Raw genomic sequence first — 18,971 nt, 5'->3', positions numbered from 1 at the left:
CCGTTTCTGGTGATTGCGTGAAGTACGCCACGCCGAGATCACGGAAAACACGCCGAGGGCGGCCAAGCGTCGCCTCTTGCCAGAAGTTGGGCGGCGTGCCAATCCACGCACGTGGCCCGAATGGAGTACTGTTGCGAGCCCTGGGTCCGGTCTCCCGTCAGGGGGTCCGGGACCGCGAAGGACCGCCGGGAGGGGGCTAGTTGCACAGGGTGACGAAATTCGTCACTCAGCGTTGCGAACAGGTAACCGTGCCATAACGGCGATCCAGGGCCCGTGCCCGACACGCCGGGCAACTCGGCAAGGTTGTGGCAGGCTGCACCCGGGCAGGCCACACTCGACAGAGCGGAAGCAGCGACGCACGTGACGTCGGCAGGCACCACCCGGGAGGTCCCCATGCCCGAACTGCGTGTCGTGGCCGTCTCGAATGACGGCACACGGCTGGTGCTGAAGGCTGCGGACAGCACGGAGTACACGCTTCCGATCGACGAGCGGCTCCGGGCCGCCGTGCGCGGCGACCGTCCCCGCCTCGGCCAGATCGAGATCGAGGTGGAGAGCCATCTCCGCCCCCGCGACATTCAGGCGCGTATACGTGCCGGCGCGACCGCGGAAGAGGTCGCCCAGATGGCCGGCATCCCCGTCGACCGCGTACGGCGCTTCGAGGGCCCCGTGCTCGCCGAGCGCGCGTTCATGGCGGAGCGGGCCCGCAAGACACCCGTCCGCCGTCCCGGCGAGAACTCGGGGCCGCCCCTCGGCGAGGCCGTGCAGGAGCGGCTGCTGCTGCGCGGCGCCGACAAGGACACCGTCCAGTGGGACTCCTGGCGCCGCGACGACGGCACCTGGGAAGTACTGCTGGTCTACCTGGTCGCGGGCGAACCCCACTCGGCGAGCTGGACCTACGACCCGCCCAGGCGCCTCGTCCAGGCCGTCGACGCGGAGGCGCGCACGCTGATCGGCGAGACCGACGACCTCGCCGCGCCCGAGCCCAGTGTCCCGTTCGTCCCGCGCATCGCCCGGCTGCCGCGCGACCGGCCGCTGGACCGTACGCTCGACCGGGAGCAGCGGGAGCGGCCGAGCCTGCCCCCGCCCCCGCCGTCGGAGCCGGACGAGGAGACCGTGGCCACGGCCTCGGCCGAACGCGAACGCGACTCGCTCACCAGCCTGCTGGAGGCGGTGCCGAGCTTCCGGGGCGACCTGGTGGTGCCCGAGCGCGCGCCCGAACCGGCTGAGGAGCCCGTCGAGGAGCCCGAGGTGGAAGAGCCTCCGGCCACCGCCGCGTCGGCCGGTTCCGCCTACGCCGACGTGCTCATGCCCCGCTCCGTGGGCAGCCACCGCGACCGCCTCACCGGCTCCACGGACCGCCAGGCCGAGGCCGACGGAGTACGGCCGGGCCGCCGGGCGGCGGTCCCCAGTTGGGACGAGATCGTGTTCGGGACACGGCGGAAGAAGCAGGAGTAGGCGGACTCTTCCGCCCGACGGACGCTCGACGACGCCCGATGAGTCAGGGGCGCACCCCGCGCGGGTGCGCCCCTGACTCGTCGGGCGGTCGGCGCCGGGCGTCCGGCCCGGCCCCCGGGCCCGGGTGTCTGCCGGGTCCGGCACCGGCGGGGGCGCTGCCCCACCAGGATCACGGCCTCGCCGGGAGTCGGCCCCGGCTGGGCAGCCGGGCCCGGCGCCGCTTGGTGCTACTCGCGGGCGCGTCCAGTGCCCCACCGGGAGCGCGTTCGGCACACTCACCGAGGGCCCGGCCCGGCGAGTCACGGGCCACCGGGGCGGCGCCGACGTGCCTCCAGGACCAGGCCGGCGTGCCCGCCGGGGTGAGCCCGAGGGGTCCACCGGCGTTGGCTCACGTACCCACCGGGCGGCGCACCGGACACACCCTGCGGCGGTCCGGTGTGTGCGCCGGCTGACGGACCTGCCTACCGGATCGGCACGCCTACTGGGGATCGGGTCCCACGGCGACCGGCCGCTCCGGGTCCGCCGACCACTCCGACCACGAACCCACGTACAGCGCCGCCGGGATGCCCGCCACCGCCAGCGCCAGCACCTCGTGGGCTCCCGACACGCCCGAGCCGCAGTACACACCCACCGCACCGTCCCCGTCGGCGCCGAGGGAGGCGAAGCGTGCGCGGAGTTCGCCAGCCGGCAGGAAGCGGCCGTCAGCCGCCACGTTGTCCGTCGTGGGCGCGGACACGGCGCCCGGGATGTGACCGCCGACCGGGTCGATCGGCTCGACCTCGCCTCGGTACCGCTCCCCCGCGCGGGCGTCGAACAGCACGCCGGACCGGGCGAGTGCGGCCGCCCCGTCGGCGTCCAGCAGGCCCGCCGCCCCCGGTTCCGGCGTGAAGTCTCCCTCCGCGGGGACGGGGACGTCCGTCGACAACGGCGCCTCCCAGGACGGCAACCCGCCGTCGAGGACCCGCACGTTCGGGTGACCCGTCCAGCGCAGCAGCCACCAGGCCCGGGCCGCCGCCCACCCCTGTCCGCCGTCGTACACGACGACCGGCCGACCCGCCGACACGCCGGCCCGGCGCATCGCCGTGCCGAACTCCGCCACGTCCGGCAGCGGGTGCCGGCCGCCGGTACCCGCGGCCGAGGCGAGTTCCTTGTCCAGGTCGACGAAGACCGCGCCGGGGAGGTGCCCGGCGGCGTACTCGGCCCGGCCGTCGAACGGCGGGGCACCGGCGGCCCCGGCCGTGCTCAGCTGCCAGCGGACGTCGAGCAGGACGGGCGGGTCCCCGCCCGCCAGTTCGTCGGCGAGTTCGGATGCGGAGATGATGGCGTTCATGGCTCCATCCTGGCGTACCGAGTGGCCGCCGCGCCGCTGTCGGGCTACTCTGCCCGCCGGACAGCACCGATCACGAGGCGTACGGGTTCGAGCACATGCTGTACCACCCGGGACAGCCGGCCTGCCCCGGCGGGCACACCCGAACGCGCCCGGCACCGGACGCGGTGCCGGCATCGGCGCGAAGGTCCGTCGGAGCGGAAGCCGTCGAAGCGGCATCCGCGCAAGCGCAATCCGTCGGAGCGGAAGCGGACGCACGGCCCGCGCAGGGCCGAGAAGAGAGTGGCGATGAGCGACGCACGGGGGTCGGCCGACCGGAACGGCGAGACGAACGCCCGGCGCGCACCCGGCACACCCTGCTGGGTGAGTCTGATGGTGCACGGGCCGGCCGCGACCCACGACTTCTACGGAGCTCTGTTCGGCTGGGAGTTCCGGCCCGGTCCCCAGCAACTGGGCCCCTACGCACGGGCGCTGCTCGACGGGCGGGAAGTGGCCGGCATCGGCCAACTGCCCCCGGACCGGCACCTTCCCATCGCCTGGACGCCCTACTTCGCCTCCGACGACGTCGACCGGACGGCCGAGACGGTACGCCTGTGCGGTGGCACCGTCGGCGTGGGCCCGCTGGACGCCGGCGAGGCCGGCCGCCTGGCCATCGGCTCCGACCCCTCGGGGGCCGTCTTCGGCGTCTGGCAGGCGGCGGCCCACCTCGGCACGGCGGTCACGGGAGTCCCGGGCACACCGGCGTGGAACGAGCTGGTGACGTACGAGTCGGCGAGCGTCGCCAAGTTCTACGAGACCGTGTTCGGCTTCGAACTGGTCCCGGAGGACACGGCCGACCGCGACTACGTGACCCTGCGGCTCGACGGCCGTCCAGTCGCCGGCATCCACGGCGTCGGAGGCGCCCTGCCGCGCGACCGGGGACCGCACTGGGTGACGTACTTCCAGGTGGCCGACGCGGAGGAGTCCCTGGAGCACCTCACGGCGCTGGGCGGCCACGTCCTCGAACCGGCCGGGGACTCCGCCCACGGCCGGGTGGCGATGGTGGCGGATCCGGAGGGGGCGCGGTTCGCGGTGCTGCAGGGCGGGCGGGACCGGGCCACGGACGCCCCGGACAACCGCCGGGAATCACACCCGCGTGGGTGACGGATCAGGGGCGGTGGCGGCCGGAATAGCCCTGGTCCGCCCGCTGTTGCCGCGAGCATGACGACGAATGTGACGCACCCCGAGGTGCTTCGCTACACCGCCTTCTCCGGCTCCCCCGACGGCGGGAACCCTGCCGGTCTCGTCCTGGACGCCGCCGGCCTCGACGACTGCGACATGCTGGCCGTCGCCGCCGAACTCGGTTACTCGGAGAGCGCGTTCCTGACCGCGCCCCCGGAAGGGCTCGGCGGCCAGGAGGGACGTGCGTACGGGATCCGCTACTTCAGCCCCAAGGCCGAGGTGCCGTTCTGCGGGCACGCCACCGTCGCGGCCGCCGTCGCACTGGCCGAGCGGATCGGGCCCGGGGAGCTGGTGTTCGCGACGCCCGCCGGCACCGTACCGGTGGAGGTCACCGAGGAGGGCGGATCGCTCCGCGCCACGCTCACCAGCGTCGAACCGCACGTCGAGCAGATCGCCGACGCCGACCTCGCGGAGGCGCTCGCGGCGCTCGGCTGGCCGGCCGCCGATCTCGACCCGGCGTTCCCGCCCCGGATCGCGTTCGCCGGCGCGCGCCATCTCGTGCTCGCGGCGGCGACGCGCGCCCGCCTCGCGGACCTGGCATACGACTTCGCACGTCTGGAGGCCCTGATGCACCGCCTGGACCTGACCACGGTCCAGCTGGTGTGGCGCGAGTCGGCCACCGTCTTCCACGTCCGTGACCCGTTCCCCGTCGGCGGCGTCGTCGAGGACCCGGCGACCGGCGCCGCGGCCGCCGCGTTCGGCGCGTACGCCCGGGAGCTGGGTCTCGTACCCGAGGACACCGTCCTCACCCTGCACCAGGGCGAGGACCTGGGCCGGCCCGGCGAGCTCACGGTCACGCTGCGCGCGGGTGACCGGCGGGTACGGGTGAGCGGCGCGGGAACCCGGATCGGCTGAGCCTGACGCTCGGGCGGTCAGGCGGTCAGGCGGTCAGGCGGTCAGGCGGTCAGGCGGTCAGGCGGTCAGGCGGAGGACACCGGCAGCACGTCAGGTGACAGCGCCGCCGCGCGGGACGCCGCCGCCGTCATCCGGCGCCGGTGGTGGCGTCGGCACAGCACCTCGTAGCCGACCTCGTCGGCGGAGTGGGCGACGTCGCCGACGACCACCTGGGCGCCCTCGACGACCATGACGCCGCCGACCGTCCGGGCGTTGTGCGTGGCGCGGGCGCCGCACCAGCACAGGGCCTCGACCTGGAGCACCTCGACGCGGTCGGCGAGTTCGACCAGTCGCTGGGAGCCGGGGAACAACTTGGAGCGGAAGTCGGTGGTGATGCCGAAGGCGTACACGTCGACGCCGAGGTCGTCGACCACGCGCGCGAGCTGGTCGATCTGCTCCGGCGCGAGGAACTGCGCCTCGTCCGCGATCACGTAGTCCGCGCGTCCGCCCTGGGAGAGGTGGTCGACGAGATAGGCGTACAGGTCCTGGCCGTCCTCGACCTCCACCGCGTCGGTGACCAGGCCGAGGCGCGAGGAGAGCTTGCCCTCGCCCGCACGGTCGTCCCGGGTGAAGATCATGCCGGCCAGACCGCGCGCCGAGCGGTTGTGCTCGATCTGGAGAGCCAGTGTCGACTTCCCGCAGTCCATCGTTCCGGAGAAGAACACCAGCTCGGGCATGAGGGGTTGAGCACCTTTCGGCATCGGCATCGGCATCGGTGAAGCGGAGGGGAAGGGGTCAGGAGCGTACTTCGAGCAGCGGGACGAGTTGCTCGGCGGGGGTCATCGACCCGTGGTTGCCGACCATCGAGGATTCCTTCGGCTCCCGCTCCGAGGCGACGAGCAGGACGTCGTCCCGCGCGGCGGCGATCACGTCGCCGATGCGGGCGTACACCCGGTCGTCGATGCGGGGGCCGAACCAGCCCGCCTCGATCGCCTCGTCCCTCGACGCCACCCAGAACTGCTCGCCGAGCACCTCGCGCCAGCAGGTCAGCACGTCGCTCTGCGCGCCCGGGACCGCGTACACGTGCCGGGCGCGGCCCTCGCCGCCGAGGAGGGCGACGCCCGCCTTCAGCTCCCAGTCCTCGTCGAAGTCGATGCGGTGGTCCTCGTCGAAGGGCACGTCGATCATGCCGTGGTCGGCGGTGACGTACAGGGCGCTGCGCGGCGGCAGCTGCTCGGCGAGGCGCTGGACGAGCCGGTCGACGTGGGCGAGCTGGCCGCGCCAGGTGTCGGAGTCGACGCCGAAGCGGTGTCCGGCGCCGTCGACCTCGGCGTAGTACGTGTAGACGAGGGCGCGGTCGGCGCCGGCCAGCTGCTCGGCGGCGAGGTCCATGCGGTCCTCGCCGGACAGCCGGCCGTGGAACGCGCCGCCGCTGAGCGCGACCTTGGTCAGCGGGGTGTTCGCGAAGGTCGGGGAGGAGACCTGGGCGGCGTGCACTCCCGCGCGGTGGGCGAGTTCGAAGACGGTGGGGTACGGCTGCCAGGCGCCCGGCACGGTCCACGGCTGCCAGCGCAGCTGGTTCATCAGCTCGCCGGTGTCCGGATTGCGCACCGTGTATCCGGGCAGGCCGTGGGCGCCCGGTGGCAGGCCGGTGCCGACGGAGGCTAGGGAGGTCGCGGTGGTCGCCGGGTAGCCGGCGGTGATCGGACGTCCGGTGCCGCCGCGTGAGCTGCTGAGCAGCGAGCTCATGAAGGGGGCGTCCTCGGGGTGGGCGCGCAGTTGCTCCCAGCCGAGGCCGTCGATGAGGAACACGCAGTTGCGGTCGGCGGGGGTCAGCTCGGTGATGCCCGCCGTCGTGCCGGGGACGCCGAGGCCGGCGGCCAGGGTGGGCAGCAGGTCGGCGAGGGATCCGCTGCCGTACTCGGGTACGGGGGCGGAGTCGACGGGGAGCGGTTCCGGGTCGGTGTCCCAGGCGGCGGGCTGGACCATCAGCGCGAATCCGCCGTCGCCTCGGAAAGGGCCTGCGCGAAGGCGAGCGCCTGGCGCACCGTCTCCGGGCCGTCCCCGGCCTCGCTGACGCGCAGGCTCAGGTCGTCGGCGGTCGAGCTGCCGGTGTAGCCGTGGTCGGCCTCGCAGTTGGGGTCGCCGCAGGCGGCGGGCTCCAGGTCGAGGCGGGAGACGGCGCCCCAGCCGATGGTGAGCACGATCTCGCGGGGCAGGGTGCCCGGCTTGTACTGCTCCGGGTTGGCGACCACGCGGCTGACGACGATGGACGAGATCCGGCCGAGCTTGACGGACTCGGTGGACGTCGTGGCGTACGGCGTCGGGGAGGTGTCGTCGGCGGCCTGCTCGTCGGTGTGGCTGACGATGAAGCGGTTGCCGGTGAGCACGAGCACGGTCACGTGCCGGCGCACCTCGTTCTGGTCGAACGTCGTCTCCTGGTGGACCAGGTACGACCGCACGGGCTCGCCGCCCACGGCAGCCTCCACCGCCTCGGCCACGAGGGCCGGGTAGTAGCCGCTGCGCTCGATCGCCGCTCGCAGCCCCTGGGTCGTCGTACTGGTCTTGGCCATGCCGTCCATCCTACGGGGGCCCACTGACTGCGCGGGACGCCTGTGCGGCACCCGTCCCGGACGGTGCGCGGTCAGTACGCGGGCAGGGTACGCGGGCCGAGATCGTCCCTGGCGGGAGGGGGCGCGAGGCGGACGGAGGCGCTGAGGACGCTCAGGCCGCGCGGGGCCACGACGACCGGTTCCAGGGTGACCGCGACGACCTCCGGGTGGTCGTCGACCAGCCGGGATACCCGCAGCAGCAGCTCTTCCAGGGCGGCGGAGTCCACCGGGGCCGATCCTCGCCAGCCGAAGAGGAGGGGTGCCGTGCGGATCGAGCGGATGAGCGTTTTCGCCTCGCGGTCGGTGACCGGGACCAGCCGGTGGGCCATGTCGCCGAGCAGCTGGGTGGCCGCCCCGGCGAGCCCGAAGGAGAGCGCGGCGCCGGCCGCCGGGTCGATGACCGCCCGTACGACGGTGTCGACACCGCGCGGAGCCATGCCCTGCACCACCGGGCGCAGCTCCGCGGGCGTCCCGAACAGCTCGGTCAACTCGGCGTAAGCCCGGCGCAGTTGCTCCTCGTCCGCCAGGTCGAGACGTACGCCGCCCAGGTCGGCGCGGTGGCGCAGGTGCGGGGCGGTGGCCTTGAGGGCGACGGGGTAGCCGATGGCGCGTGCGGCGGCGACCGCGTCTTCGGGGGTGGGGGCGGGAAGGGCGCGGTGGACGTGGATGCCGTACCTGCCGAGCAGCTCGCAGGCCTCCGCGTCGCCGAGGGCGAGTCCCTGCCCGCGCGCGAGGTGCCCGGCGATCAGTCCGGCGGCGCCCTTCTCGTCGATGTCCTCGTACTCCGGCACCTTGCCGGGGTCGGCGGCATCGCGCCGCCACTGACCGTAGGCGACGGCGTGGGCGAGGGCCCGGACGGCGCGTTCGGCGGCGGGGTAGGCGGGGATGAGGCGGGTGCCGCGCGGATCAGCGTCCTCCGGAACAGTGCCGGTGCCGGGCGCGGCCGGGGTGGGCGGCTGCGACCTGTCGGACGGGGCGGCGGGCGTGTCGAAAGCGGCGGTCCGGGGTTCGGCGGTGGGCGCCGGGTGGCGGGGGCGAGGGTCCGTCGACGCGGTGCTCCGGGACTCGGTGAGCCCGGCGGGCTGCGGGGTCGTGTGGTCAGTCGTCCGGGGGGCCGTGGGCGCGGAGGCCTGCGGATCCGGGGACGCGGAGGCCTGCGGATCCGGGGACGCGGAGGCCTGCGGATGCGGGGACGCGGAGGCCGGCCAGCCCGACGACCTTTCGAGCCGCGTGCCCGACGACGCGGTGGCCCCAGGCTCACCCGGCCCCGCGGCCCCCGGGCCCGAGGAGTCAGTGGTCCGGGGTTCGTAGGGCTCACCGCTCCGGGGGCCCGTGGGATCGCCACCCCCGGGCTCCGCAGGCGCCGGCTGCGGTTCCGTCGGCTGGAGCGCCTGCGGTGCGGTGCTCGCCGCCGCCGAGAGGGCCTCCGCCAGGCCGCCCAGTTCCACGTGGACCACCAGGACCGGCTTGGCCGGCACCGTGGCGGCCGCCGACCTCAGGGCCGCCGCCAGCGCGGCGTCCCCCGCCGACCCCTCCCCCACCGTCGGGATCGCGGTCACCACCACGGCGTCGCACGCGTCGTCGGCCAGGGCCCGGGACAGGGCCGCGTGGAAGTCGTCCGCCGAGGCGGCCGTCGTCAGGTCCAGCGGGGGGTGCGGACGCAGCCCCTCGGAGAGACACGCGTCGTATGTCAGCAGGCCCAGGGACTCGGAGTTCCCCAGGATGGCCACCCTCGGCCCGGAAGGCAGCGGCTGGCGGGCGAGCAGCAGCCCCGCGTCGACCAGGTCGGTGATCGTGTCGACGCGGATCACGCCGGCCTGCCTGAGCAGCGCGGAGACCGTCGCGTGCGGGAGCCGCGTCCCCCGCACGGCGTGTCCCTGCGGTGCCACGCCCCCGTGCCGGGCCCCCTGCACCACGACCAGGGGTTTGACGGCCGCCGTGCGCCGGGCGAGGCGGGTGAACTTGCGGGGGTTGCCGATGGACTCCAGGTACATCAGCGCGACGTCGGTCTCCGGGTCGTCGTACCAGTACTGGAGGACGTCGTTGCCGGAGACGTCGGCCCGGTTGCCGGAGGAGACGAAGGTCGACACGCCGGTGACGCCGGTGACCCCGCCGCCGCGCCGGTGCAGCCGGGAGAGCAGGGCGATGCCGATGGCGCCGGACTGGGCGAACAGGCCGATCCGGCCGGGGCGGGGCGTCTCGGGGGCGAGCGAGGCGTTCAGCCGCACGTCCGCGGAGGTGTTGATGATCCCGAAGGCGTTGGGCCCGATGATCCGCATGCCGTACGTGCGCGCCTGCCGCACGAGGGCGCGCTGGCGTTCGCGTCCCTCGGGGCCGCTGTCGGCGTATCCGGCGGAGATCACCACCAGGCCCTGCACACCGTGCTCGCCGCACTCGGTGACGACCTCGGGGACACGCTCGGCGGGGACGGTGACGACGGCGAGGTCGACCGGCCCGTCGATGTCGCGCACCGAACGGCACGCGGGCACCCCGTCGATCTCCTCCCGGTCCTCGGGGAAGGCCTTGTTCACGGCGTACAGCCGACCGGTGTAGCCCGCGGCCCGGATGTTGCCGAGGATGCTGCGGCCGACTCCCCCCGGCGTGCGGCCGGTGCCGACGACCGCGACCGAGCCGGGCCTCAGCAGCCGCTGCACGGAGCGCGCCTCCGCGCGCTGCTCGCGCGCGTACTGCACGGCCAGCGAGCGGTCGGTCGGTTCGAGGCCGAACTCCAGGCGGACCACGCCGTCCTCGAAACTGCGCTTCTGGGTGTACCCGGCGTCCATGAACACCTTGATCATCTTGGTGTTGGCGGGCAGCACCTCGGCGGCGAAGCGGCGGATGCCGCGCTCCCGGGCGACGGCGGCGATGTGCTCCAGCAGCGCGGAGGCGACGCCGCGCCCCTGGTGGGCGTCCTGGACGAGGAAGGCGACCTCGGCCTCGTCGGCGGGTGCGGTGGCGGGCGTTCCGCCGGCGCCGATCCGGTCGTAGCGTACGGTGGCGATGAACTCGCCGCCGACGGTGGCCGCGAGTCCCACCCGGTCCACAAAGTCGTGGTGCGTGAAGCGGTGGACGTCCTTGGCGGACAGGCGAGGGTACGGCGCGAAGAAGCGGTAGTACTTCGACTCGTCGGAGACCTGCTCGTAGAAGCTGACCAGGCGCTCGGCGTCATCAACGGTGATGGGGCGGACGCGCGCGGTGCCGCCGTCACGCAGCACCACGTCGGCCTCCCAGTGGGCGGGATACTCGTGCCGGTCCGACGAGGTCTGCATGGGCCCCAGAGTACGGCTCGCGTACGACAACGGCGCGAGGCAGTCTGTGGAGGACGGAAGGTCGGGCCGAGGCCGCGGTCCGACGATCACGCGGGGCGGCGCACGGTGCCGTCCCGGCACGCTTCACGATGTGGGAAACTGGTCTAGACAAGACTGGTCTAGACAACATGAAACCTTGAACACCTGAAGGGCAGCATCACATGGCTGAGCGCCGCGTCAACGTCGGCTGGGCCGAGGGCCTCCACGCCCGCCCCGCCTCCATCTTCGTCCGAGCCGCCACGGCCACAGGCGTCCCGGTCACGATCGCCAAGGCCGACGGTTCCCCCGTCAACGCGGCCTCCATGCTGGCCGTCCTCGGCCTCGGCGCCCAGGGTGGCGAGGAGATCGTCCTCGCCTCCGACGCCGATGGCGCGGACGCCGCCCTGGACCGGCTGGCGAAGCTGGTCTCCGAGGGCCTCGAGGAGCTTCCCGAGACCGTCTGACCGACGGAAAGAGCAATGCCGAACGGCCCGCCCGGAGCACCGGGCGGGCTTTTCCTTTTTCTCTTCTTCCCTCTTCTTCCCTCTTGACGGACCGCGGTGCTGCTTTTCGAGGGCATTCGGAGACAGGGGAGAAAACCCCCCGGCCAATACCTCTTGTATACGGACCGCGTGTTAATACCGCAGACTCGCCGTGTTTACGGCACGTTGCGAATTCCTCACGTGCTCCGTCCGCTCGCCCCCGGGGGCGAACCGCAGCCGGTACGCGGGAGCGGACCGCTCGGTGTGCAGCGCCATGAGCGCCCGCGCACGCTCGGCGTCGCCACGGGCCACCGCGTCGGTGATCGCGCCGTGCTCCGCCCAGCAACCCACCGGATCGGCGGGCGTCGCCGCGGCGTACATCCAGGCGATCTTCCGGCGCAGCTGGGTCAGCAGGGCCGCCAGGGAGGGGCTGCCGGCGGCCTGGACGAGGGTGTCGTGGAACCATCCGTCCAGTGCCCGCAGATCCTCACCGTGCCCCTGCCCGGCACGGCCCTGACCGAGCCTGACCAGCCCGCGCAGCACCTTGAGGTGGGCCTCGGTGCGGCGCCGGGCGGCCCGTGCGGCGCCCAGGGGCTCCAGGAGGGCGCGGGTCTCCAGCAGGTCGGCGGCCTCCTGCTCGGTGGGTTCCGCGACGCACGCGCCCGCGTGCCGCCGGGTCACCACGAAGCCCTCGGCCTCCAGCGTGCGCAGGGCCTCGCGGACGGGGACGCGGGAGACTCCGTAGCGGCGGGCGAGCAGTTCCTCGGTGAGGCGGCCGCCGCGCCCGTGGACACCGGCGACGATGTCGTCCCGGATCGCCGTACACACCGAGTGCGCCGGAATACGCATGCCCGACCTCCGCCTTGATCCCCGTGAAAACGTCGACGACTGACATGTATTCAGTGACTCTAGGCCAGTCGGGCGGACATTCCGACGGCAGGCCGGATTTCATGGATGTTTTTTGGACAGCGGTCATGGCCCCCGGACCGCACGCGGAAATGGGAAAGGCCCCGGCTCGGGGAGCCGGGGCCTTTCCAGAATCCTGCCGTCCGCGGTCCGTCGTCAGACGTTCACGCCGTGGGAGCGGAGATAGGCGACGGGGTCGATGTCCGAGCCGTACTCGACGCCCGTGCGGGCCTCGAAGTGCAGGTGCGGCCCGGTGACGTTGCCGGTGGCACCGGAGAGGCCGATCTGCTGGCCGGCGGAGACCGACTGGCCCACCGAGACGCCGATGGACGACAGGTGCCCGTACTGCGTGTACGTGCCGTCGTGCATCTTGATCACGACCTGGTTGCCGTACGCCCCGCCCCAGCCGGCCTCGACCACGGTGCCGACGCCGACGGCGTGCACGGTGGTGCCGGTGGAGGCGTGGAAGTCGATCCCGGTGTGGCTGCCGGAGGACCACAGGGAGCTGCCGGCCTGGTAGGCGGTGGAGACGTACGAGGCGGTGATCGGCGACACGAAGGTGTTGAGGCGCTTGCGTTCGGCCTCCCGCGCGGCGCGCTCCTTGGCCTGGCGCGCCTCCTCTGCCGCTTCGGCGGCCCGCTCGCGCGCGGCCTCCTGGGCCGCCTCGCGGGCGGCGGCAAGCTGGGCGGCCTGCTCCTGGGCGGCGGCCTGGGCGTCGATCTCGTCGGCTACGGAGTCGCCGATGGAGACGACCGGGGTGATCCCGGTCTGCTCCGCCTCGGGCTCGGCGGCGAGCGCCGGTGCGGCGAGGGTGCCGACGACGCCGGTGGTGGCGAGGGCCGCGACGCCCGCCGCGCGGGCGGTGGTGCGGTGCATCCGGCTGGGACGGCGGTGCTTCCCGGTGGCGCGCGTGAACGCCATGTAGAGGCTGGTCCTTTCCTTCCCTCTCGCCTACCGGGTTAGCTGACGGGTTCGGAGGTGGAAGGTCTCCTACGGACCCCCTCGCTGCACGCGCGGGCGCCCGATTCACCCCAGGGACTGCGGTGGGTCCCCGGCTCCCCTGGCTCGCGCCGTACGGGGACTCGGCGATGACTGTCCGGTGCCGCGGGTGCGGCGTACTGCCTGACGAACAGCCCGGAAGACGCTAAGCGCGGCTGCCTTCAATCCTCAAACGCAACAAGCTTTTTGTAGCGCATGCCACAGGGCAGACGGGCCGTCTCTCCCTCAATTCGGACAAACGGTGGCCCTGGTGACACTCAGGTCACCAGGGCCACCACGCGCGCGGCGCTACTCGGCCGGCACCACGGTGACTTCACCGATGCCGAGGGCCTCGACGGGCGCCTTGATCTGTGCGGCGTCGCCGACGAGTACCGTCACCAGGCGGTCCACCGGGAACGCGTTCACGACCGCCGCCGTGGCCTCCACGGTGCCGGTGGCGGCGAGTTGACGGTAGAGCGCGGCCTGGTAGTCGTCGGGCAGGTGCTGCTCGACCTGATCGGCCAGCGTGCTCGCCACGGCCGCCGCCGTCTCGTACTTCAGCGGCGCCACGCCCACCAGGTTCTGCACGGCGACGTCGCGCTCGGCGTCGGTGAGTCCGCCCTCCGCGAGCGTGCGCAGCACCGTCCACAGGTCCTGCAGCGCCGGGCCGGTGTTGGGGGTGTCGACGGAGCCGCTGATGGCGAGCATCGCGGCACCGGTGCCGTCGGGCGCGGAGAGCAGGACCTGCCCGAACGCCCGCACGCCGTAGGTGTAGCCCTTCTCCTCGCGCAGCACGCGGTCCAGGCGGGAGGTGAGGGTGCCGCCGAGGCAGTAGGTGCCGAGGACCTGTGCGGGCCAGACGCGGTCGTGCCGGTCGGCACCGGTGCGGCCGATCAGCAGCTGCGTCTGGACGGCGCCGGGGCGGTCCACGATGACGACCCGGCCCCGGTCGTCGGCGGTCACCGGCGGCACGGGGCGCGGTTCGGCGGCGGAGCCGGTCCACGCGCCCAGAGTGTCGCCGAGCAGCGCGCCGAGGTCGACACCGGTGAGGTCGCCGACGACGACCGCGGTGGCCGTGGCGGGGCGCACGTGCTTCTCGTAGAAGGCCCGTACGGCGGCGGAGTCGACGTTCGCCACCGTCTCCTCGGTGCCCTGGCGGGGGCGCGACACGCGCGAACCGGCCGGGAACAGCTCCTTGGAGAGCTCCTTGGCCGCGCGGCGGGCCGGGTTGGCCAGCTCGTGCGGGATCTCGTCGAGCCGGTTGCGGACCAGGCGTTCGACTTCGCCGTCCGCGAACGCGGGCGCCCTGAGGGCGTCGGCGAGCAGGCCGAGCGCCTTGGCGAGGCGCGAAGCGGGCACCTCCAGGCTCAGCCGGACGCCGGGGTGGTCGGCGTGCGCGTCGAGGGTGGCGCCGCAGCGCTCCAGCTCGGCGGCGAACTCCTCGGCGGAGTGCTTGTCGGTGCCCTCCGAGAAGGCGCGCGCCATGATGGTGGCGACGCCGTCGAGTCCGGCGGGCTCGGCGTCCAGGGGCGCGTCGAGGAGCACCTCCACGGCGACGACCTGCTGGCCGGGCCGGTGGCAGTGCAGCACGGTGAGGCCGTTGTCGAGGCTGCCGCGCTCAGGGGCGGGGAACGCCCACGGCTTGGGCTCGCCGCCCTGCGGCTGGGGGTGGAAGTCCATGGTGGCGAGCTCGGTCACTTGGCCGCCTCCTCGTTGTCGTCGGTGGCGTCGTCCGCGTCGGCGGCGGTCTCGTCGGCGGGGGCGGTGGGCTCATAGACGAGCACCGCGCGGTTGTCGGGGCGCAGGCGGGCCTTGGCGACCTCCTGGACCTCCTCGGCCGTCACCTCGAGCACCCGCTGCACGGCGGTGAGGGCGAGTTGGGGGTCGCCGAACAGGACGGCGTACCGGCACAGTTCGTCGGCGCGGCCGGCGACGGTGCCCAGGCGGTCCAGCCACTCGCGCTCCAGCTGCGCCTGGGCGCGCTCCATCTCCTCGGCCGTGGGGCCCTCCTCGGCGAACCGGGCGAGCTCCTCGTCGATGGCGGTCTCGATGACCGGCACCTCGACGTCACCGGACGTCTTCACGTCCAGCCACCCCAGGGAGGGCGCTCCGGCGAGCCGCAGCAGGCCGAACCCGGCGGCGACGGCCGTGCGGTCGCGGCGCACCAGCCGGTTGTAGAGGCGGGAGGACTCGCCGCCGCCCAGGACGGTGAGGGCCAGGTCGGCCGCGTCGCACGCGCGCGTGCCGTCCTCCGGCAGGCGGTAGGCCGCCATCAGGGCTCGGGCCGGGACCTCCTCCTCGACGACCTCGCGCAGCTGCCCGCCCATGACGTCCGGCAGCGAGCCGTCCCGCGGGGGCTGCTTGCCGTCGTGCGAGGCGATGGAGCCGAAGTACTTCTCGATCCAGGCGAGCGTCTGCTCGGGGTCGATGTCACCGACGACGGACAGCACCGCGTTGTTCGGCGCGTAGTAGGTGCGGAAGAACGCCCGCGCGTCCTCCAGGGTCGCCGCGTCCAGGTCGGCCATCGAGCCGATCGGTGTGTGGTGGTAGGGGTGGCCCTCCGGGTAGGCGAGGGCGGTGAGCTTCTCGAAGGCGGTGCCGTAGGGGACGTTGTCGTAGCGCTGGCGGCGCTCGTTCTTGACGACGTCGCGCTGGTTCTCCATGGACTCGTCGTCCAGGGCGGCCAGCAGGGAGCCCATGCGGTCGGCCTCCAGCCAGAGGGCGAGCTCCAGCTGGTGGGCGGGCATGGTCTCGAAGTAGTTGGTGCGCTCGAAGCTGGTGGTGCCGTTGAGCGAGCCGCCGGCGCCCTGCACCAGTTCGAAGTGACCGTTGCCCTTGACCTGGGCGGAGCCCTGGAACATGAGGTGCTCGAAAAGGTGAGCCAGGCCGGTACGTCCCTTGACCTCGTGGCGCGAGCCGACGTCGTACCAGAGGCACACCGCCGCGACCGGGGTCAGGTGGTCCTCGGAGAGCACCACGCGCAGGCCGTTGGCCAGGCGGTGCTCGGTCGCTGTCAGGCCGCCGGAGTCTGCCTGGGCTGTGGCCGTGTGACCCATGGGCATGTACGTCCCTTCGATCGCGAAACGCTGAGTGGGCTCAGCTGGGTGGAATCTTGGCCGGAACTGCGGAATTCCGCCGATCCTGCCGATCCTGCCACTGTATGCAAGCGTGCGGGCGGCCGGTGGAGTTCCCGGACCGCGTACGCCGAGAGCGAGAACGGGGTCGGCGGCCCGGGGACGGGCGTGCGGGACGAGGGCGTACTCTGCGGGCAGCGCCGGGCCGGGCAGCCCGTGACGGGTCCCGTGACGGGTCCTGGTCGGTCGCTGTCAGTGCCGCGGTCCACAATGGACCGCGTCAGATCACCGTTCACGCTTCAGCAAGGAGCCGGCAGCGATGGCCCGCCGTAGTACGAAGACCCCGCCGCCCGACGACTCGTACGAGGAGAAGATCCTCGACATCGACGTCGTCGACGAGATGCAGGGCTCCTTCCTCGAGTACGCGTACTCGGTCATCTACTCCCGTGCGCTGCCGGACGCCCGGGACGGCCTCAAGCCCGTGCACCGCCGCATCGTCTACCAGATGAACGAGATGGGCCTCAGGCCCGAGCGCGGTTACGTGAAGTGCGCCCGCGTCGTCGGCGAGGTCATGGGCAAGCTGCACCCGCACGGCGACGCGTCGATCTACGACGCCCTGGTGCGCATGGCCCAGTCCTTCTCGATGCGCGTGCCCCTGGTGGACGGCCACGGCAACTTCGGCTCGCTGGGCAACGACGACCCGCCGGCCGCCATGCGGTACACCGAGTGCCGGATGGCCGATGCCGCCGGCCTGATGACGGAGTCCATCGACGAGGACACCGTCGACTTCGGCCCGAACTACGACGGCCAGGAGCAGGAGCCGTCGGCGCTGCCCGCCGCCTTCCCCAACCTGCTGGTCAACGGCGCCTCCGGCATCGCGGTCGGCATGGCCACCAACATGCCGCCGCACAACCTGCGCGAGGTCATCGCGGCGGCCCGGCACCTCATCCGGTACCCGAACGCCGATCTGGACGCGCTGATGAAGCACGTGCCGGGCCCCGACCTGCCCACCGGCGGCCGGATCGTCGGGCTGCCCGGCATCCGGGGCGCCTACGAGACCGGCCGCGGCACGTTCAAGATCCGCGCGACGGTGTCCGTGGAGACCGTCACGGCCCGCCGCAAGGGCCTGGTCGTCACCGAGCTGCCCTTCGCGGTCGGCCCCGAGAAGGTCATCGCGAAGATCAAGGACCTGGTCGGCTCGAAGAAGCTCCAGGGCATCGCGGACGTCAAGGACCTCACCGACCGCGAGCACGGGCTGCGCCTGGTCATCGAGATCAAGAACGGCTTCGTGCCCGAGGCGGTCCTCGAACAGCTCTACAAGCTGACGCCGATGGAGGAGTCCTTCGGCATCAACAACGTCGCCCTCGTGGACGGCCAGCCCCTCACCCTGGGCCTCAAGGAGCTGCTGGAGGTCTACCTCGACCACCGCTTCGACGTCGTACGGCGCCGCAGCGAGTTCCGCCGCGGCAAGCGCCGGGACCGCCTGCACCTGGTCGAGGGCCTGCTCGTCGCGCTGGTGGACATCGACGAGGTCATCCGCCTCATCCGCTCCAGCGAGAACTCCGCCGAGGCCAAGCAGCGCCTGATGGAGCGCTTCTCGCTGAGCGAGGTCCAGACCCAGTACATCCTGGACACACCGCTGCGCCGGCTCACCAAGTACGACCGCATCGAGCTGGAGGCCGAGAAGGACCGGCTCAACGCGGAGATCGAGGAGCTGACCCGGATCCTCGACTCGGACGCGGAGCTGCGCAAGCTGGTCTCGGCCGAACTGGCCGCGGTCGCCAAGAAGTTCGGCACCGACCGCCGCACGGTCCTGCTGGAGTCCTCCGGAGCCCCCGTGGCCGCCGTTCCGCTGCAGGTGGCGGACGACCCGTGCCGGGTGCTGCTGTCCTCGACCGGCCTGCTCGCCCGGACGGTGAACGACGAGCCCCTGGTCACGGACGCCAAGGCCAAGCGGGTCAAGCACGACCTGATCGTCTCGGCGGTGCCGGCCACGGCCCGCGGCGAGGTGGGCGTGGTGACCTCCGGCGGGCGGCTGCTGCGGGTGAACGTGGTGGACCTGCCCCAGCTCCCCGAGTCCATGCCGACACCGAACCTCTCGGGCGGCGCGCCGCTCGCGGAGTTCGTGTCCCTGGAGGACGACGAGACGGTCGTCTGTCTGACCACCTTGGACGAGTCCTCGCCGGGGCTGGCGCTCGGCACGGAACAGGGCGTGGTCAAGCGGGTGGTGCCCGACTATCCGTCCCACAAGGACGAGCTGGAGGTCATCTCCCTCAGGGAGGGCGACCGGATCGTCGGTGGCGTCGAGCTGCGCACCGGCGAGGAGGACCTGGTCTTCATCACCGACGACGCGCAACTGCTGCGCTACCAGGCCTCCCAGGTCCGTCCGCAGGGCCGTCCGGCGGGCGGCGTGGCGGGCATCAAGCTCGCCGAGGGCGTCAAGGTCATCTCCTTCTCGGCGGTGGACCCGGCCGCGGACGCGGTGGTCTTCACGGTCGCCGGTTCGCGCGGCACGCTGGACGACTCCGTCCAGACGACGGCCAAGCTCACCCCCTTCGACCAGTACCCGCGCAAGGGCCGCGCCACCGGCGGCGTGCGCTGCCAGCGGTTCCTGAAGGGCGAGGACTGCCTGGCGTTCGCCTGGGCGGGAGCCGTCCCGGCGCTCGCCGCGCAGAAGAACGGCTCCCCGGCCCAGCTCCCGGACATCGACCCGCGCCGCGACGGCTCGGGCGTGTCGCTGCCGAAGACGGTGGCGGTGGTGACCGGTCCGGCCTGACGGGGGAGGTCAGGGTGTG

The 18,971-nt window shown here is 73.1% G+C and carries 14 protein-coding genes and 1 riboswitch; of the genes, 5 read left to right on the top strand and 9 right to left on the bottom strand.

Annotated features, from left to right (window positions below; all coding sequences use genetic code 11):
- Nucleotides 1-393: 393 nt before the first annotated feature.
- Nucleotides 394-1,455 carry a septation protein SepH gene (gene sepH, locus M6G08_RS17265; protein WP_272588045.1) on the top strand — a complete coding sequence of 354 codons (1,062 nt, stop codon included), beginning with the start codon at nt 394-396 and terminating at the stop codon, nt 1,453-1,455.
- A 478-nt stretch (nt 1,456-1,933) separates the two neighbouring features.
- On the opposite strand, the gene M6G08_RS17260 is transcribed toward sepH, so the two are convergent.
- Nucleotides 1,934-2,785, bottom strand: a complete 852-nt coding sequence (locus M6G08_RS17260) for a sulfurtransferase (protein ID WP_272588044.1) — start codon at nt 2,783-2,785, stop codon at nt 1,934-1,936.
- 285 nt (nt 2,786-3,070) lie between these two features.
- On the opposite strand from M6G08_RS17260, the gene M6G08_RS17255 reads away from it, so the two are divergent.
- Nucleotides 3,071-3,925: a VOC family protein gene (locus M6G08_RS17255; protein WP_272588043.1), complete on the top strand. Its 855-nt coding sequence runs from the start codon at nt 3,071-3,073 to the stop codon at nt 3,923-3,925.
- Nucleotides 3,926-3,982: 57 nt separating this feature from the next.
- Complete coding sequence (locus M6G08_RS17250) at nt 3,983-4,858, top strand: PhzF family protein (RefSeq protein ID WP_272588042.1); 876 nt, start codon at nt 3,983-3,985, stop codon at nt 4,856-4,858.
- A 65-nt stretch (nt 4,859-4,923) separates the two neighbouring features.
- Here the strand turns inward: M6G08_RS17250 and M6G08_RS17245 are convergent, their stop codons facing one another.
- From M6G08_RS17245 to M6G08_RS17230, 4 genes are all read right to left on the bottom strand, one after another.
- Nucleotides 4,924-5,574, bottom strand: a complete 651-nt coding sequence (locus M6G08_RS17245) for a thymidine kinase (protein ID WP_272588040.1) — start codon at nt 5,572-5,574, stop codon at nt 4,924-4,926.
- Between the two features lie 58 nt (nt 5,575-5,632).
- Nucleotides 5,633-6,826, bottom strand: a complete 1,194-nt coding sequence (locus M6G08_RS17240) for an alkaline phosphatase family protein (RefSeq protein WP_272588039.1) — start codon at nt 6,824-6,826, stop codon at nt 5,633-5,635.
- Nucleotides 6,826-7,419, bottom strand: a complete 594-nt coding sequence (locus M6G08_RS17235; protein ID WP_191887866.1) for a DUF5998 family protein — start codon at nt 7,417-7,419, stop codon at nt 6,826-6,828. The genes M6G08_RS17240 and M6G08_RS17235 overlap by 1 nt, the downstream gene beginning before the upstream one ends.
- Before the next feature lie 62 nt (nt 7,420-7,481).
- Nucleotides 7,482-10,718, bottom strand: a complete 3,237-nt coding sequence (locus M6G08_RS17230; RefSeq protein ID WP_272588038.1) for a bifunctional acetate--CoA ligase family protein/GNAT family N-acetyltransferase — start codon at nt 10,716-10,718, stop codon at nt 7,482-7,484.
- Nucleotides 10,719-10,918: 200 nt separating this feature from the next.
- Here M6G08_RS17230 and M6G08_RS17225 point away from each other — a divergent pair, with 200 nt between their 5' ends.
- Nucleotides 10,919-11,200 (top strand): HPr family phosphocarrier protein, encoded by a 282-nt coding sequence (locus tag M6G08_RS17225; protein WP_100048058.1) that lies wholly within the window; start codon nt 10,919-10,921, stop codon nt 11,198-11,200.
- A gap of 171 nt (nt 11,201-11,371) precedes the next feature.
- Here the strand turns inward: M6G08_RS17225 and M6G08_RS17220 are convergent, their stop codons facing one another.
- From M6G08_RS17220 to M6G08_RS17205, 4 genes are all read right to left on the bottom strand, one after another.
- Nucleotides 11,372-12,067 carry a GntR family transcriptional regulator gene (locus M6G08_RS17220; protein WP_272588037.1) on the bottom strand — a complete coding sequence of 232 codons (696 nt, stop codon included), beginning with the start codon at nt 12,065-12,067 and terminating at the stop codon, nt 11,372-11,374.
- 213 nt (nt 12,068-12,280) lie between these two features.
- Nucleotides 12,281-13,045, bottom strand: a complete 765-nt coding sequence (locus tag M6G08_RS17215; protein ID WP_272588036.1) for a M23 family metallopeptidase — start codon at nt 13,043-13,045, stop codon at nt 12,281-12,283.
- Between the two features lie 12 nt (nt 13,046-13,057).
- A riboswitch (cyclic di-AMP (ydaO/yuaA leader) is annotated at nt 13,058-13,222 on the bottom strand.
- Nucleotides 13,223-13,411: 189 nt separating this feature from the next.
- Complete coding sequence (locus M6G08_RS17210; RefSeq protein ID WP_272588035.1) at nt 13,412-14,800, bottom strand: M16 family metallopeptidase; 1,389 nt, start codon at nt 14,798-14,800, stop codon at nt 13,412-13,414.
- Complete coding sequence (locus M6G08_RS17205) at nt 14,797-16,164, bottom strand: M16 family metallopeptidase (RefSeq protein WP_272588034.1); 1,368 nt, start codon at nt 16,162-16,164, stop codon at nt 14,797-14,799. The genes M6G08_RS17210 and M6G08_RS17205 overlap by 4 nt, the downstream gene beginning before the upstream one ends.
- Before the next feature lie 331 nt (nt 16,165-16,495).
- Between M6G08_RS17205 and M6G08_RS17200 the strand changes: the two genes are divergently transcribed.
- Nucleotides 16,496-18,952, top strand: coding sequence for a DNA gyrase/topoisomerase IV subunit A (locus M6G08_RS17200; RefSeq protein ID WP_272588033.1), 2,457 nt, complete (start codon nt 16,496-16,498; stop codon nt 18,950-18,952).
- The last annotated feature ends 19 nt before the right edge of the window (nt 18,953-18,971 follow it).

The sequence above is a fragment of the Streptomyces sp. M92 genome, from assembly GCF_028473745.1.
Taxonomy (GTDB): domain Bacteria; phylum Actinomycetota; class Actinomycetes; order Streptomycetales; family Streptomycetaceae; genus Streptomyces.
This window is presented reverse-complemented; position numbering and strand designations above follow the sequence as displayed.